The organism is Candidatus Nitrosacidococcus sp. I8 (assembly GCF_945836005.1).
Taxonomy (GTDB): Bacteria; Pseudomonadota; Gammaproteobacteria; order Nitrosococcales; family Nitrosococcaceae; genus Nitrosacidococcus.
The window spans coordinates 976,025-991,441 of record NZ_OX241534.1 but is presented as its reverse complement, the minus strand read 5'-3'; the positions used below and the strand labels follow the sequence as shown (position 1 = coordinate 991,441).

13 protein-coding genes are annotated in these 15,417 nt (G+C 38.5%); 3 read left to right on the top strand and 10 right to left on the bottom strand.

The genetic code is table 11. The annotated features are described in order from the left end of the window. The first annotated feature begins 68 nt into the window (after positions 1-68). A complete protein-coding gene (gene folE / locus OOL07_RS04955; protein WP_264695400.1) occupies positions 69-668 on the top strand; it encodes a GTP cyclohydrolase I FolE in 600 nt (199 codons plus the stop codon). Positions 669-724: 56 nt separating this feature from the next. Here folE and OOL07_RS04950 read toward each other — a convergent pair whose 3' ends face one another. From OOL07_RS04950 to OOL07_RS04935, 4 genes are read right to left on the bottom strand one after another with little or no spacing between them, the layout of a single operon-like run. Then, entirely contained in the window at positions 725-1,387 is a 663-nt protein-coding gene (locus tag OOL07_RS04950; protein ID WP_264695399.1) for a class I SAM-dependent methyltransferase, read from the bottom strand. Positions 1,388-1,396: 9 nt separating this feature from the next. Further along, complete coding sequence (gene thiD, locus OOL07_RS04945) at positions 1,397-2,218, bottom strand: bifunctional hydroxymethylpyrimidine kinase/phosphomethylpyrimidine kinase (RefSeq protein WP_264695398.1); 822 nt, start codon at positions 2,216-2,218, stop codon at positions 1,397-1,399. Positions 2,219-2,244: 26 nt separating this feature from the next. Beyond that, entirely contained in the window at positions 2,245-4,800 is a 2,556-nt protein-coding gene (locus OOL07_RS04940) for an ABC transporter permease (RefSeq protein ID WP_264695397.1), read from the bottom strand. Next, complete coding sequence (locus OOL07_RS04935) at positions 4,801-5,484, bottom strand: ABC transporter ATP-binding protein (RefSeq protein ID WP_264695396.1); 684 nt, start codon at positions 5,482-5,484, stop codon at positions 4,801-4,803. A 47-nt stretch (positions 5,485-5,531) separates the two neighbouring features. Between OOL07_RS04935 and OOL07_RS04930 the strand changes: the two genes are divergently transcribed. Continuing rightward, positions 5,532-6,203: a CPBP family intramembrane glutamic endopeptidase gene (locus tag OOL07_RS04930; RefSeq protein ID WP_264695395.1), complete on the top strand. Its 672-nt coding sequence runs from the start codon at positions 5,532-5,534 to the stop codon at positions 6,201-6,203. Positions 6,204-6,208: 5 nt separating this feature from the next. On the opposite strand, the gene hflD is transcribed toward OOL07_RS04930, so the two are convergent. Genes hflD through queF form a run of 6 tightly spaced genes read right to left on the bottom strand, consistent with a single transcriptional unit; the run spans position 6,209 to position 11,815 of the window. Continuing rightward, the gene (gene hflD, locus OOL07_RS04925) at positions 6,209-6,859 is read right to left on the bottom strand and encodes a high frequency lysogenization protein HflD (protein WP_264695394.1); all 651 of its coding nucleotides are present in this window, start codon (positions 6,857-6,859) and stop codon (positions 6,209-6,211) included. Beyond that, the gene (gene mnmA / locus OOL07_RS04920) at positions 6,856-7,962 is read right to left on the bottom strand and encodes a tRNA 2-thiouridine(34) synthase MnmA (protein ID WP_264695392.1); all 1,107 of its coding nucleotides are present in this window, start codon (positions 7,960-7,962) and stop codon (positions 6,856-6,858) included. Before mnmA ends, hflD begins: the two co-directional genes overlap by 4 nt. 59 nt (positions 7,963-8,021) lie before the next feature. Beyond that, positions 8,022-8,345, bottom strand: coding sequence for a YnfA family protein (locus tag OOL07_RS04915; RefSeq protein WP_264695391.1), 324 nt, complete (start codon positions 8,343-8,345; stop codon positions 8,022-8,024). Continuing rightward, positions 8,345-10,135: an AMP-dependent synthetase/ligase gene (locus OOL07_RS04910; RefSeq protein ID WP_264695389.1), complete on the bottom strand. Its 1,791-nt coding sequence runs from the start codon at positions 10,133-10,135 to the stop codon at positions 8,345-8,347. The genes OOL07_RS04915 and OOL07_RS04910 overlap by 1 nt, the downstream gene beginning before the upstream one ends. Continuing rightward, a complete protein-coding gene (locus OOL07_RS04905; protein ID WP_264695387.1) occupies positions 10,125-11,417 on the bottom strand; it encodes an FGGY-family carbohydrate kinase in 1,293 nt (430 codons plus the stop codon). Before OOL07_RS04905 ends, OOL07_RS04910 begins: the two co-directional genes overlap by 11 nt. An 8-nt stretch (positions 11,418-11,425) precedes the next feature. Beyond that, positions 11,426-11,815 (bottom strand): preQ(1) synthase, encoded by a 390-nt coding sequence (queF, locus tag OOL07_RS04900; RefSeq protein WP_264695386.1) that lies wholly within the window; start codon positions 11,813-11,815, stop codon positions 11,426-11,428. A gap of 63 nt (positions 11,816-11,878) precedes the next feature. Between queF and smc the strand changes: the two genes are divergently transcribed. Further along, a complete protein-coding gene (gene smc / locus OOL07_RS04895) occupies positions 11,879-15,403 on the top strand; it encodes a chromosome segregation protein SMC (RefSeq protein ID WP_264695385.1) in 3,525 nt (1,174 codons plus the stop codon). Positions 15,404-15,417: the final 14 nt, after the last annotated feature.

The window sequence follows — 15,417 nt, the reverse complement described above, 5'->3', positions numbered from 1 at the left end:
TAGCCCTATTTATCTAGGCTGTTATAATAGAACACTTTTAAGCCCTAGCATAAAATAGGTAAGTTTGGATGGATAAAAAAATTACACAGGAACAATGTGATGATCACTACGATCCGGAACTTGAAAGTGCAGTAAAACAAATTCTTACTCGGGTGGGTGAAGATCCGGACCGAGATGGGCTTAAAAAAACCCCCGAGCGAGTTGCAAAAGCCTATGAGTTTTTAACCAGTGGCTATCACTTAACCGTAGAAGAAGTAGTAAAAGATGCTCTATTTGATGATGAATGTGAAGAGATGGTCATTGTCAAAGATGTGGAATTTTACTCTTTATGTGAACATCACATGCTTCCTTTCTTTGGTCGAGCCCATGTAGGATACTTGCCTAATAAGAAAATTGTAGGATTAAGCAAAATTGCCCGAGTGATTGACGTGTTTGCAAGAAGGCTGCAAGTACAAGAGCGTTTAACTAATCAAATTGCTCAAGGGCTGATGTCCATTTTAAACCCTCGTGGCGTAGGGGTAGTGCTAGAAGCTTGCCACTTTTGTATGGTAATGCGTGGTGTGCAGAAACAAAATAGCCATACGGTAACTAGCTCTATGCTAGGCACGTTTCAAAAAGATCCCCGTACTCGATCTGAATTTATAGAACTGATTCATCGTACTTCTTAGGTTTTTGTAGCTAGAGTCTTTAGGTTAGACAAGACTCTAGCTTTACTATTTATTTTTTAAGGTTTACGAATTAAGGTTAAGCCATCGGCGATAGGCACCAAGCTTAGGGGTACGCTTTTATCATTAAAGCGAGCTAAGTTAAAGTCACGAATAGCATTAGTATCTTCATCATCGAAATCTGGATCAATGACTCGTCCAGAACGAAGTACATTATCTATTGCAATTAAACCACCTGATCTTAAAAGCTTCCATGTCCGCTGATAGTAATCTTCGTATTCCGTTTTTTCGGCATCAATAAAAGCAAAATCAAAAGTGCCGCTCTCTCCAGCATTAATCATCTGATCAAGAGTTTCAATGGCAGGGGCTAGGCGTAAATCGATCTTATGGGATACCCCTGCTTTTTCCCAATATCGTTTTGCTATTGCAGTCCACTCTTCGCTTACATCACAGCCCACTACCTTTCCATCTGGCGGAAGAGCAAGGGCAGTACAAAGGGAGCTATAACCAGTAAATACCCCAATTTCTAATGTTTTTTTAGCACCAATCAATTCAATGAGTAGTGCCATAAACTGACCTTGCTCAGGGGAAATTTGCATATTAGCCTTTTCCATGGTGTTGGTTTCATCCCGAAGCTCTCTTAAAACATCAGGTTCTCGTAAAGAAACCGAGAGTAAATAATCATATAGGGCATCGGTAATTTGAAGGGTTTTTTTAGACATAATTTATTCCTAATTGTGAATTATTTCCTTTAAAAAAGGAGAAGTTACAGTATGGCTATGGTTTAAAGGACCTTTTCCTTTACCGTAGCCTACGGCGGTTTGAATAGCCTTTTGTACGTAGCGATGGGCGTAAGCGCAAGAATTTTCAATAGATTGTCCTTGAGCTATACCTGTAGCAATAGCTGAAGCTAGGGTACAGCCTGTACCATGAGTATGAAGTGTATTAATTCGCTGAGTTTCAAAAATTTTTTTGCTATTTTTGGAAATTAGTATATCGCAAAGGCGATCGCTAAGTAGATGACCACCTTTCATCAAAATCCAAGGTATTCCTAGATTCTGTAGCTGATAAGTAGCCGCATCCATTGCTTGTAAATCCTTAATTGCTAGCCCAGTCAATGCTTGAGCTTCTGGAATATTGGGAGTGATCAAAGTTGCTAATGGAAAGAGGTAATGTTTTAAACTATCTATGCTTTCTGGATCTAGAAGAGCAGTACCATCTTTAGCAATCATTACAGGATCTAATACAATAGGGATATCAAGAGCAAATGATTTTAAAGTAACTGCCACTGCTTCGATGATTTCTTTAGAGTGGAGCATCCCTATTTTAATACAGTCAGCCCCGATATCCGTAAGTACACGCTTTATCTGTTCAGCGATAAAATCAGGAGGAATAGGTAATATACCAAATACTCCTTGGGTATTTTGAGCGGTTAAAGCAGTAATGGCAGTCGCTGCATATCCACCAAGGGTAGTAACAGTTTTAATATCCGCTTGAATCCCAGCACCTCCGCCAGAATCTGATCCCGCAATAATAAACACACGACCTTTCATAGCACTAGTGTAAACTAAATTGGAAATTATTCTTCATGCAGGGCAACCGCAGGAGCAACTTGAGAGGCACGCCAAGCAGGATAAATCCCTGCTAGTAAGGAAGCAATGAGGGCAAGCAAAATTCCTTGAAATAATTCCATAGGAATAATGTTAAATTCCATGGTCCAACCAAAGGAGCGGTAATTAATAATATAAATTAACCCAGCAGCAGAAACTAACCCTAAAGGAATCGCAAGTAATCCGCATATGATCCCCATTAGTGCAGTTTGACCTGTAATTAACCAGCGAATCTGACGAGGAGTAATCCCAATAGCTCGTAGAGTACCAAACTCACGTGTTCTTTCAAGCTGAAGTGCCATTAAGGCACTTAAAATCCCTGCAAAAGCAATTAATCCCGCTAAGAAGCGTACTATTTCCGTAATAGCAAAGGTACGATCAAAAACTTCTAATGATAAATCTCGAACTTCACGGTTGGTGTTAATTTCAACCCCACTATTAGGCGAAATTAGCGTCAATAACTTGCTACGAAGTGCATCAAAATCAGTATGAGGTTTCACGTAGATACCTATGCTGGATACTTTAGAATCAGACCAATAGTGCTCATAATTTTTTTTATGGATAGTCACTACCCCTTGATTTGATCCATAACTTAAATAAACTCCAGAAACTGTAAAAGAATGGGGACCTTGTGCAGTAGGTAGCATTATTTTTGATCCGGGAGATAATTGATGATGGGTGGCGTAGGGTTCAGAAATGAGTACGGATTCGTCATTAAGAAAAGCATCCCAAGCTTTTTGGGGATGGCCTGCAACAAATTGAAAACTCTCTAGGCTTTGAGGGGCAGGGTTAAAAATCACCATATCGGTGGTATTATTTTCTTCACCCTCAAGGCGAAGCCAATAGGTAGTACTTACCGAATCTATTTCAGGCAATGCACTAATATGAACAATTAGCTGTGAATCTAAAAAACGACTATCGGGTCCAGTATGGGTGCCCGTAGTAGATACATAAAGATCAGCCTGCAAGGTGATTAATAACCACTGATTGACTGAATGACGAAAACTACTGATCATCATCCCAATTCCTATGGTAGCAGCCACAGCAAGGGTAAGGGCTGCCATAGCAATACCTGAGCGACTTAAACTAGCAATAATACTTCGTGCTGAGAGCTGTCCTAAAATACCCAAGCTTTTTTTCAAAAAGGGCAATATAGCTTTAAGTAGAAAAATACCTAAAACAGGAGCAATTAGGGTTCCGCCAATGAGGACTCCCGTCACTCCTAAAAAACCAAGGATAATATTTTTACTTGGTATCAATGAAATGACGACTCCAAACATAAATAGTCCACTTCCCATGAAAGCAGCGCCTTTTATCCAACGGCGAGCTTGACTTTCTAAAGGGGCACGCTTAATACCGATTCCGGGAGGAGTATACACAATTTCTAATGCGGGAATAATAGTAGCAACTAAGGTAGCCCCTATTCCCAAGATGGTCCCTGTAAATAGCGTACTAGGAGAAATAAATAAACCTTGCACCTGTACTTGAGCATAGAGATCATTAAAAGTTTGAATGATAGGGCTGAGTAGAATTTGTGCTAGAAAAATTCCTAGAAGCACACCTCCAATAGATCCTATTATCCCTATGATGAGGGCTTCAGTTAAAAGCAGCAGAAAGGTTTGTTTTTGTGTTACCCCTAAGGCACGAAGTAGTCCAATAGTACGTCGTCGCTGTAACCAAAGAAAAGTGATGGTATTAAACACTATAAATGCACCCACGAGTAGGGCAAGCAGGCTTAATGCAGTTAAATTAATTTTAAATGCATGGGTGAGGGTTCTTAATGCTTGACCACGTTCATTAGTGGTTCTGAGTATTGCTCCTGCTGGCAGTAAATTCTTGAGCTGGTTTTCTTGAATTAATTCCTGTTTACCAGAGGGTAAAATAAGATCAATATGGGTAAGGTGACCTAGTTGATCTAAAATTTCTTGGGCAGTTGCAATATCAGTAATTAGAATCTGAGATAATCCTTTTTGAGTTAAGGTATCTCCTTTAAAAATACCCACTACTGTAAGTAAGTGAGTTGCATTGTTAAATACAACTGAAATTTTATCTTTAAGTGCAACATTTAGTGCCTGAGCAGTCGCCTGTTCAAGGATAATGGTGTTAGGCTCTGTTAATAAAGCTATAAGATTTATTTCTGCTAGATTATTTTTTTGATTAATATAGTCTCGAAAAGGAGCTTCAGCGAAGGGATCAACACCTAAAACCCTTAATTGGTGCGTTTCATCTCCTGATAGGGAAATAAATCCTTCTAGGATAGGTGCTGCCGGTATAGATGAGTAAGCTAGCCGAATCTGGGTATATACTTTTTCATCTAACCCACTAGAACCACCAATAATTTCATGGGTTGTGTGCCCTGCCATACTACTTGTGGTTAGGGTAAAAGATTGATAGGCACTCTCATTGACCAGATCAATGGCAATCACTACGGCAACCCCAAGAATGATTCCAAGTAAGGTAAGTAAAATTTGCCAAGGATGATTAAATAGGCTTCGCCAGCTAATTCGCCAGAAAAAAGAGAGCATTTAATTAAATTTTTCTGGTATTAACCCTGTTGAACTTAGTTTTAACACCCGATCGGCTTGACCTATCATCTCTAAGCTATGGGTTACCATAATTAGAGTCTTACCCTTTTGTTTGATCATCCGATCTAAAAGAGCAAGGACTTGTTGTCCTGTCTCAAAGTCTAAATTTCCGGTAGGCTCATCGGCTAAAATTAATGCAGGATCATGGACGAGTGCACGAGCAATAGCTACTCTTTGTTGCTCGCCTCCTGAGAGCTCATCAGGACTACTATGAGTACGATCAGCTAATCCAACCTCTTGAAGTAGCTCTTTTGCTCTATGTTGTCCCTGGAGGTTATTTTGACCATTAAGTGCTAAAGGTAGTAGCACATTCTCTTCAACCGTAAGGGTAGGGATAAGATTAAAAAATTGAAAAACAATCCCTAGATAGCGTCGCCGAAATAAGGTACGCTCTTCTTCTGAAAGCTGGGTTAGATTTATATTATTAACCTTCACTTCTCCAGTATCTGGATAGTCAATGCCAGCAATTAAATTAAGGAGGGTAGATTTCCCTGATCCACTACGTCCTAAAAGTACAATGCATTCGCCTAATTCAATGGTGGTATTTAAATTTTCCAAAATAGGGTGCTCTGTATTTCCCTTCCAATAGGATTTACTTAGGTTAACTAATTCTAATGCAGGCATTACTATACTATAAGGTAGGATCTTAAATTTATAGGTAATAAATCACAATGAACCGTGACCAAGCATGGGTAGATATATTCTTTGCATTAATCCTTGTTGGAGTGAGTGGAATCACTGTGAAATGGGTAGGTACGTTTATCGCTCCTCATCAGTTATTTGCTGTGTTGATTTTACAAGGTATTACTATTCTTGTTGGAATAAAAGTTTTATTAATGTGCCGTAATCAAGACTGGCAATACATAAAACTACAACCCCTAAAACTTGGTAATATCCCCCAAGCCTTTATTGTGTTAAGCAGTGGCATCGGGGTGAATATATTATTAAATGCCTCTATCGCACTATTTAATATGCCATTACTTACGCAACATCTTAGCCAATTACAAACTCTTGCAAGTCAGTTAGATGGTAACTTCTCCGTACTGGAAGTAAGTTTTATGATGTTGTTTGTAGGTATCTATGAAGAAATTATGACACGAGGTTTTTTATTAAACCGCTGTTCAATTGCCCTTGGAAGTACTCATAAGGGAATCTTATTTTCCTCACTTCTTTTTGGGTTTGGTCATCTATACCAAGGGTGGATAGGGGTAGTACAGACAGGACTCTTTGGTATGATACTTGCCTTTTTTACTAGCCGCTGGAATACTTTATGGCCTGCTATCCTTGCCCATGGTAGTTTAAATACTCTTTCTCTGGTTGCTTTAAATCATTTTACTCCTTAAAAGGATTATGTTCGTTGACTAGACTCAATCTCAGAGAGTTTTTGTAGCATAGATTCCGTTTCTCGTAATAGCTGCTGGTTATTAAATAACAGTTGATAACGTCTGCCTCCCATTTGTCGCCAAAGCACTGCTGAACGAATCCCTGAGAGAAGCAAAGCTCGAACTAATTCAATATTCTCTACTTGCTTTAAATGGGTTTGTTCGCCTCTAATTTGAATCCTTGGCGTAAGGGTGCTAATGGTATTAAGGTAAATTTGGGCAAGACGAGTGATGGTTTCTGGCTGCATTGGGGTTAAATTTTCTGTTTGCAGCTTGAGAATTTCTATCTCATGACCAACTTTATCTAGCATTTGGGTGTTATGTTTTAGTTTTTTTTCTAGATAAATAATAGTTATTAAATAGCGAAGAAGTTCCGGCTCTGCTCGGCGAAGTTTTTTATTAAGCTGTTGATTTAAGAATTTTAGCCCTACAGAAAGCCCTTGGATACCTCCATAAACGCCTTCAGTGGTTTCTGGGTTAAGCTCAAAAATACTAAATAAACTAGCATTCATTGTATCAGTAGCGACACTACCATGGCGTGCTATTTGTTGTACTGAATTAAGTGCCTGAATCATACCTGCTAGAGCTAATACCCTATCATGCCATATTGTTTTCATAGTGCTATTCCTGGTGCATCTGTAGTTGTAATTGTGCCACCCCCAAGACATTCCTCATTTTTATAAAAAACAATGGCTTGCCCTGGGGTTACCGCTCGCTGTGGTGTATCAAAAATAACTTCAATAGAATCGTTAGCCATTTGAGCCAGAGTACAAAGTTGATCGGGTTGGCGATAGCGAGTCTTAGCGGTGCATAAAAAAGGTAGACTAGGAGATTGCCCTATAACCCAATGTAATTCATTTACGTTAACTCTCTGGCTTTGCAGCCATGGATGCTCCTTATCTTGAGCAACATATAGGGTATTTGTTGTCATTTGTTTGCTCACTACATACCAAGGTAGCCCATTACCATTTTTGTGCCCGCCAATACCTAATCCTTGTCTTTGCCCTAAGGTATAATACATTAACCCTTCATGATGACTCACAATTTCTCCTTCTGGAGTGCAGATTTCTCCGGGCTTATTTAACAAATAGCGGCTAAGAAAGTCCTTAAACCGGCGTTCGCCAATAAAGCAAATTCCTGTACTGTCCTTCTTATTATAATTTGAAAATTCTGCTTTAGCAGCAATCTTACGTACTTCCGTTTTTTCAAGATCCCCTAAAGGAAATAAAGTATGGGAAAGTTGTTTTTGACCTAAGGTATATAAAAAATAGCTTTGATCTTTATTATTATCCCTACCTTTAAGCAGGTGATAGACTCCATCATCAGATTGCCAAATCCGTGCGTAGTGTCCAGTAGCAATCAAATGATTGCCTAAACTTAGGGCATGATCTAAAAATACTTTAAATTTTATTTCCCGATTACATAAAATATCCGGATTAGGGGTACGCCCCGCCTCATATTCTTTTAGAAAGTGCTGAAAAACATGATCCCAATAATCCTCAGCAAAATTTGCTTCATAAAAAGGAATGTCTAAAGTAGAGGCAACATTTTTAGCATCCGCCCGATCTTCTATGATAGTGCACTCCGATTCTTCAGTAAAATCCACCCAATTCTTCATAAAAAGCCCATTCACTCTATAGCCTTGTTGCTGTAATTGAAAAGCGGCAACTGAAGAATCCACTCCTCCTGATAAACCCACTAGCACTTTGGGATCAGACATATTTTATTGTGATAGGTTGAGTACTGTTCATAAAAAATAATACTACATTTTATATCGCTTTATGCACCGAGCATAATAATGGTCATTCCTAATAAACATAATCCTACCCCAACCCAATCGGTCCAAGTCGGTATGATTGAATTAACGACCCATAACCAAATTAAAGCCACGCTAATATATACCCCACCATAAGCTGCATACACCCTTCCTGTCGCTTGTGGATGCAGAGTAAGTAGCCAAACAAATCCAGCTAGACTAAATGCCGCTGGGATGAGTAACCAGGCTGATTTAGCTTGTTTAAGCCATAAATAAGGAAGGTAACAGCCCATAATTTCCGCTAAAGCTGTTACCATAAAAAGAATTAAAGTTTTAAGAAAAAGCACTATGAATACAAATCATCAATTTGTCGCTGGTACTGAGAGAGAATTTTATTACGGCGAATTTTAAGGGTTGGGGTAAGCAGTCCATTTTCTATGGTCCAAGGTGTGAGGGTAAGGAATACATTGCGTATCTTAGCGTAACCCGGAAAAGAGCGGGTATGTAATTTTACTCGCCCTAGTACTTGTTTAATTATTTCTGGATGTTTTAAGGATTTTTCCTGATGAGGAGTAAGATCTAAGTTCTTGCTAAGCTCAGTCCATCCCTCAGAATTTAATACAATCAAGGCGGCTAAATAGGGTTTATGCTCACCCACTACCATAACCTGATCGAATAGTGGATCCATGCCAATCACTGTTTCCATTTCTGCCGGAGGAATTTTTTCCCCATTAGTTAGGACAATAATTTCTTTAATTCTACCTGTAATGTAAATTCTATTTTGATCTATCCGTACTTGATCGCCGGTATGAAGCCAATGGTTCTTATCAATTATTTCAGTCGTTGCTTGTGGATTATTCCAATACCCTAGCATGACCCCTGGGCTTCTTACGAGTAATTCACCAGTATTTTCTACCTTAACTTCCACGTCTTGCAAGGGCATACCTATACTATGGGGATCGTTATTATCTGCAGCATTTGCACTGATGGTAGGGCTTGCCTCTGTTAAGCCATAACCTTGAAGTAGGGGTACGCCTAATGCTAAAAATTCTTTAGAAATGTCATAACTAAGGGCAGCACCACCACATACAGCGACTCGGATATTTCCTCCAAATTGATCTAAAATAGGCTGGCTAACTTTACTTTTTAGTAAAGGATAAAGTAAACAAAGCGGATGCCATGGGATTTGTTTTTGCTGTGCTCTAAATTGTTGCCACCCACTGGCTATAGCCAATCTAAATAAGTATTTCACCCATTTAGGTTTTTTCTCTAAGGTTTGGTGAATTTTATCGTAAATTCGTTCATAAACCCGGGGTACGCTAATCATAGCGGTAGGTTTTAAGGTAACTAAGTCTTCGGCTACCTTAGTAGGTGCTCGAGCGTAACTTACAGAGGCGCCTACCATCATAGGTAGGTAATAGCCTAAGGTACGCTCAAACATATGAGATAGGGGCAAAAAAGAAAGTAAGGAATCTTCAGGATAAATAGGCACTCTTTGTAAGCTACTATTAGCATTCCATAAAATATTATGATGACTGAGCATCACCCCTTTAGGATTTCCAGTAGTACCCGAGGTATATACAATGGTAGCTAGATCATTGGGTTCGCAGGGAGGAAGGGCTATCTCTTCTCCATGGAGTGGTAACCACTGATCCATAATATAGAGTTTACTTTCACTTTCATTATTTTCTGCCTGAGTTAAAGAAACTACTTTATTAAGATCGTCTAATGATGCTCCCTGTTTTACTTCCTGCCATTGACGACTATTTTTAATGATCAGTAACTTTACATTGGAATCTTTTAATATATAAAGAATATTCTCCGCTCGATCAGAAACATACAAAGGCACTATCACTAGACCTAAACTCAAAGCGGCTTGATCTGCCAGTACCCACTCAGGGCAGTTTGGCAGCATAATAGCCACCCGATCTCCTCTATTTAAGTTTTCTTTAATAAGTGCTATTTGCCAGCGTTTTAACTGGGTATCCATATCAGCCCAGTTTAATTGCTCCCAAGTTTTTTTCTCTGTATTAAAGTATTGGTATGCAATCTTATTGGGAGTCAGTCGTACTCGTTCTTGAAACAACCCAGGTAGTGTTTTTGCTTTTTCTAAAGCAATTGAATAACTAGTGTTCATGATAAAAAGCTCCTTGCCGTGCTAGTAGTGCACTGCCGTATGCCGCTTCAGTATGAGCAGCAATGGTTATTTTAGTATCTGTTATTTGTTCTCGAATTTTTACCCAAGGAAGGTTTTTTGCTCCACCACCTACGGTTTTAATATGATTGGGAAAGGGTGCTCCAAACTTATGTAATTGGTGATAGCCTTGAGCTTCAATCTGAGCAATGCCCTCTAGAATTCCTTGAAAAAAAATAAGATCACTTTTAGGGCGAGGAGTCACTCTTGGTGAGTAATCAGAATCACAGGTAGGAAACCGCTCGCCAGAATCAACCAAAGGATAATAATTAAGCCCGGTTGGCTCATTAGGTTTTAACATAGGAGTCATCTTGTCTATTTGATCTTGGCTGAAATAATGTTGTAGTACGGCACCACCACTATTAGAAGCTCCTCCTGCCAGCCACAAATCCCCTAATCTATGGCTATAAATTCCTTGATCCTGATTAAAAATAGGTTGGGATGTAATAATTTTTAGCACTAGGGTTGAGCCTAAGGAAGTGACTGCATCCCCAACCTGTTTAGCATCAGTTGCAATCACCGCAGCCACACTATCGGTAGTTCCGGCAACTAAGATAGTATCTTGATTTAAGCCAAAATCACTTACCATCTTTTGATTAACTTTACCTATAGGGGTGCCTGGAGGGACTACCTTAGGTAATAAGGAGCGGGATATAGGGAGATGATTGATCCAAGCAGGCCAAGCCCTATAGTAAGGATCGTAGCCCGTTTTTAAGCAATTGTTCTCGTCACTAATTCCTAACGGTGCTCCCAAACAAAAGGCGATCCAATCGGCTTGATGTACTAAATAAGCTGCATGTTTAACTTTCTCAGGGTAGTGTTGTTGTAAATAGAGTAATTTAGCCAACCCTGAAGTAGCCCCTAAAGCCCCACTATCAAGAGGAGCATATTGGGCAATATATTGTGCTTGTTTTTTACTTAGATTGTGGTGATAAAGCAAGGCAGGAGTAATAGATATACCTTGTGAATCAGCAAGAAATACAGTCCCAGAAGTTCCATTTACTGCAATGGATTTTACTTGATGGGCAGGCACTGTTTGAAAGAGATGGGTGAGTACCTGTTTAATTCCTTCCCACCAAGCTATTGGGTTTTGCTCTTTTGCCTGAGCAATTTCTATAGAAACTGAAAGATAACTTTGCTCTACAATAATACCTTCTTGGGTGATTGCGATGGCACGATAACCAGAAGTACCTAGATCAATTCCTACAAAAAAGGCTTCAGCCATATTATTTATTAGGCTAACTGTACAATGGGAGCAGGACTCCAGTTTGGTTGGCAGTATTCGGCAACTACGTTAGTATAAATTCCGCCTCGTACATTAAACTCAGAGGTCAACCGCATAAATCTAGGATTACAGACTGCAACTAAATCATCTAAAATTTGATTAGTGACTGCCTCATGAAATGCCCCCTGATCTCGATAAGACCAGATATAAAGCTTAAGAGCTTTTAGCTCCACACAGTGACTATCAGGAATATACTCTAAATGAAGGATGGCAAAGTCTGGTTGACCTGTTTTTGGGCAAAGACAAGTAAATTCCGGTATTTTAATCCGAATAGTATAATCCCGCTTTGGGAATGGATTAGGAAAAGTCTCTAATATTTTACTAGGCTGAGTACTCATTTTTAGCTATATTCCTGTAAAAATCTCCAATCTAAATGGGTTATTATCTCTTAAAATAGAAGGATGCGGTTAAAAAAAATTAAGCTGGCTGGCTTCAAGTCTTTCGTAGATGCAGTTAATTTCCCTCTACCCAGCAATCGAGTAGTTATCGTGGGACCCAATGGATGTGGAAAATCTAATATTATTGATGCGGTACGCTGGGTCATGGGAGAGAGTTCTGCTAAATACCTTCGTGGTGATTCTATGGTCGATGTTATTTTTAATGGATCTACTTCCCGTAAACCTATCGGTCAATGTTTTGTGGAACTTATTTTTGATAACAGCCAAGGTAGGTTAGGAGGGCAATATGCCACTTATGCCGAGCTTGCCATTAAACGGCAAGTAAGTCGAGATGGACAATCTAGTTATTTTTTAAATAATACTCGTTGCCGTCGTCGAGATATTGCCGATATTTTCTTAGGTACTGGTCTTGGCCCTCGTAGCTATTCCATTATTGAGCAAGGAACAATCTCTCGCTTAGTTGAAGCAAAACCTGAAGAATTACGTGGTTTTCTTGAAGAAGCTGCAGGCATTTCTAAGTACAAGGAGCGGCGACGAGAAACTGAGCTTCGTATGAAAAATACAGGAGAAAATTTAGCACGGATTGAAGATTTAAAAAACGAGATAGAGCGACAGCTCAATAGCTTAAAACGCCAAGCAGAAAATGCAGAAAAATACCAAATCTTAAAAACAGCTGAGCGGGAAATTAAAAAGAAAATTTACATGCTACGCTGGCAACAGCTTATTGAAGAGAGAAAAAAACAACAACATGCTATTCAAACTCAAGAAAATAAATTAGAAAAAACTACCGCAACCTTAGAGCACTTAGAGTCTCAATGGTTATCTTCTCAAGAAAAATTACAAAATATCCGGGAACAAACTGAAAAAATACAAGCACAGTATTACCATCAAAGCACTGAAATTACTAAACTAGAACAAAGTATTCACTATAGTCAAACTCAGCAAGCACAGGCTAAAAAAGAGCTAGAGCAAGTAGTTATTCGCTTAACCCAAATTGAAGTGATTAGGACTGAAAAACTAGCAATTATTGAGCAAGTAGATTCCTTAATTACTGAAAACAGGCAGGAATATAATAGTGCTCGAATTCAGTGGGAAAGCACCCAAAAACTTTCCAGCACATCTAAAAATGAAATAGAAAATTGGCAAACTCAATGGGAAAAACTAAATCAACATAACCATAAACTAATACAACAATTACAAGGAGATCAAGCCAGTCTAAAGCAATTGGAGCGGCAACAGCTTCAACTTTCCCAGAGAATAGAGCGTCTGGAGCTAGAAAAACAGCAACTTTCTGAAAAAAAAGAAGAAATAAGAATTGATTCTATAGAAAATGAATGTTTTTTCCTAACTCAAGAAATTACAGAACAAGAGGCAAAGCTTGCACAGTGTAAAATCCAAGTTCTAGCCAATGAGAAAGAAGAGAAGCAGTTGATACAAACGCTTCAACAATATGAAAGTCATTGGAACCGATTACAAGGACAACTAAGCTCTTTACAAAAGCTACAAAAAACAGCACTTAGTTACAGTAATAAGGTAGATCAATGGATTCATCAGCAAAAATTAGAAAACAATCCTAAGTTACTCAATAAAATTAAAGTAGAGGTTGGCTGGGAATTAGCAGTTGAAAGAGTCATTGGTACTTATCTAGGGGCAATTTGTATAGACAAAATATCTGCCTTAAATCCAATACAACTCATTCATCTAGCTGGAGAAGAACTCATGCTAGTAGATAGCATTCCAGAGTCCGCATATGCATACTCTCAATCTACTGAAGATAAATCTAGCTTATGGGATAAAGTATACACCTCTCTTCCCCTAAGTTCTCTATTTTTAGGGATTTGCACCACCGAAACTTTAGAAGATGCTTTAGTATTAAAGCCTAAACTTGGTATAGGTGAATCTATCATTACCCGCAGTGGAATTTGGCTGGGAAGCAACTGGATAAGCTTAGGAAATAAAAAAGAAAAAACACAAACTGGAATAGTTACCCGGGAACAGGAAATAAGCCAGATACAAGAAAAAGTAAAGGTACAGCACCAAGAATCTACCCTAATTAAACAAAAACAAAAAGAATTATATAATCAAGTCTATTTATTTAAAAAAGATCAAACTAAACACCAAGAAAATATTAATTCTTTAAAAGAGGCATTACATCACCAACAGACTCGTTTAACTCGAGCTGAGGCTCAAAATGAGCATTATCAGATTCGTTGGAGACAAATTGAGCAAGAGTGTAATGAAGCTAATCATCAATATCGTGATAATGAAGAGGAATCAAAACAGCTTGTCATTCAGCTCCAAAAAATAACCTATGAGGTGGATCAATCTAAGAAGTTTCAAATTGAGCATTTAGAAAGAAAAAAAGAGATCCGTGGTAAAGATGAAAAAATTCAAAATACAGCTATGCTGCAAAAAGAGGTCATTCATCAATTAGAAATAAGGAGTAAAGATTTAGAGAATAGAAAATTGACTGCAAAAGAAATTCTAGAGCAAATCCAAAAGGAATATAATGATCTTACCCAGCGTCAAGTAGAGCTAGCACTAAAATGCTCGAATAATCAATCACCAATACAAAATTTAAAACAACAGTTAGATATACAGCTTCAACAACGGCTTGTGATAGAAAAACAGCTCCATACCCTCAGAGCAGAAATGACTGATGAAGAAAATAAAGTGCATCTACTCCAGCAGCAAAAAAAGGAACAAGAAGCTATTATCTCTGAGGATAGATCTCGCTTATCACAAATACAAATAGAATCCCAAGAAACTAAGGTGCGCGCTCAAACCCTCGAGGAACAAATTAGAGAGCAAGAGTTTAATGTTAAGGAAATGCCAGAAAATTTATTCTTAGCGGAGAATAATGCTGCTCAATTAGAATCTGAGCATAATAATATTTATAGAAAAATTAATCAGTTAGGTGCAATTAATATAGCTGCCATTGAAGAATATAAAACGCAGCAAGAGCGTCTACAGTACTTACAATCTCAGTATACAGATCTAACTGATGCCTTGAATACTTTAAATAATGCTATTGAACGTATTGATAAAGAAACTCGCAGTCGTTTTCGGGAAATATTTGATAAGGTTAATGAAGGATTACAGCTTCTTTTCCCAAAATTATTTGGTGGTGGAAAATCTTATTTAGAGCTAGACAGTAATAATTTACTCAATTCTGGTGTAACCATTATGGCACGCCCTCCGGGCAAGAAAAATAGTACTATTCATCTTCTTTCTGGAGGGGAAAAAGCACTCACTGCCATTGCTCTTGTTTTTTCTATTTTCCAACTAAATCCTGCCCCATTTTGCATGCTAGATGAAGTAGATGCCCCTCTTGATGAGGCAAATGTAGGACGCTTTTGCAATTTAGTAAAAGAGATGTCAGAAAAAGTACAATTTATTATTGTGACTCACAATAAAACCACCATGGAAATAGGAAATCAATTAACTGGCGTCACAATGCACGAACCAGGAGTTTCTCGTTTGGTTGCAGTAGATATAGATAAAGCCATAGAGTTAGCGGCTATTTAGAAAATAGAGAGAAA

Bases quoted from the DNA above. Each gene is read 5' to 3' on its own strand.
- OOL07_RS04930 (WP_264695395.1), top strand. From the start codon at position 5,532: ATGAACCGTGACCAAGCATGGGTAGATATATTCTTTGCATTAATCCTT.
- OOL07_RS04940 (WP_264695397.1), bottom strand. From the start codon at position 4,800: ATGCTCTCTTTTTTCTGGCGAATTAGCTGGCGAAGCCTATTTAATCAT.
- hflD (WP_264695394.1), bottom strand. From the start codon at position 6,859: ATGAAAACAATATGGCATGATAGGGTATTAGCTCTAGCAGGTATGATT.
- OOL07_RS04935 (WP_264695396.1), bottom strand. From the start codon at position 5,484: ATGCCTGCATTAGAATTAGTTAACCTAAGTAAATCCTATTGGAAGGGA.
- mnmA (WP_264695392.1), bottom strand. From the start codon at position 7,962: ATGTCTGATCCCAAAGTGCTAGTGGGTTTATCAGGAGGAGTGGATTCT.
- thiD (WP_264695398.1), bottom strand. From the start codon at position 2,218: ATGAAAGGTCGTGTGTTTATTATTGCGGGATCAGATTCTGGCGGAGGT.
- queF (WP_264695386.1), bottom strand. From the start codon at position 11,815: ATGAGTACTCAGCCTAGTAAAATATTAGAGACTTTTCCTAATCCATTC.
- smc (WP_264695385.1), top strand. From the start codon at position 11,879: ATGCGGTTAAAAAAAATTAAGCTGGCTGGCTTCAAGTCTTTCGTAGAT.
- OOL07_RS04950 (WP_264695399.1), bottom strand. From the start codon at position 1,387: ATGTCTAAAAAAACCCTTCAAATTACCGATGCCCTATATGATTATTTA.
- OOL07_RS04905 (WP_264695387.1), bottom strand. From the start codon at position 11,417: ATGGCTGAAGCCTTTTTTGTAGGAATTGATCTAGGTACTTCTGGTTAT.
- folE (WP_264695400.1), top strand. From the start codon at position 69: ATGGATAAAAAAATTACACAGGAACAATGTGATGATCACTACGATCCG.
- OOL07_RS04910 (WP_264695389.1), bottom strand. From the start codon at position 10,135: ATGAACACTAGTTATTCAATTGCTTTAGAAAAAGCAAAAACACTACCT.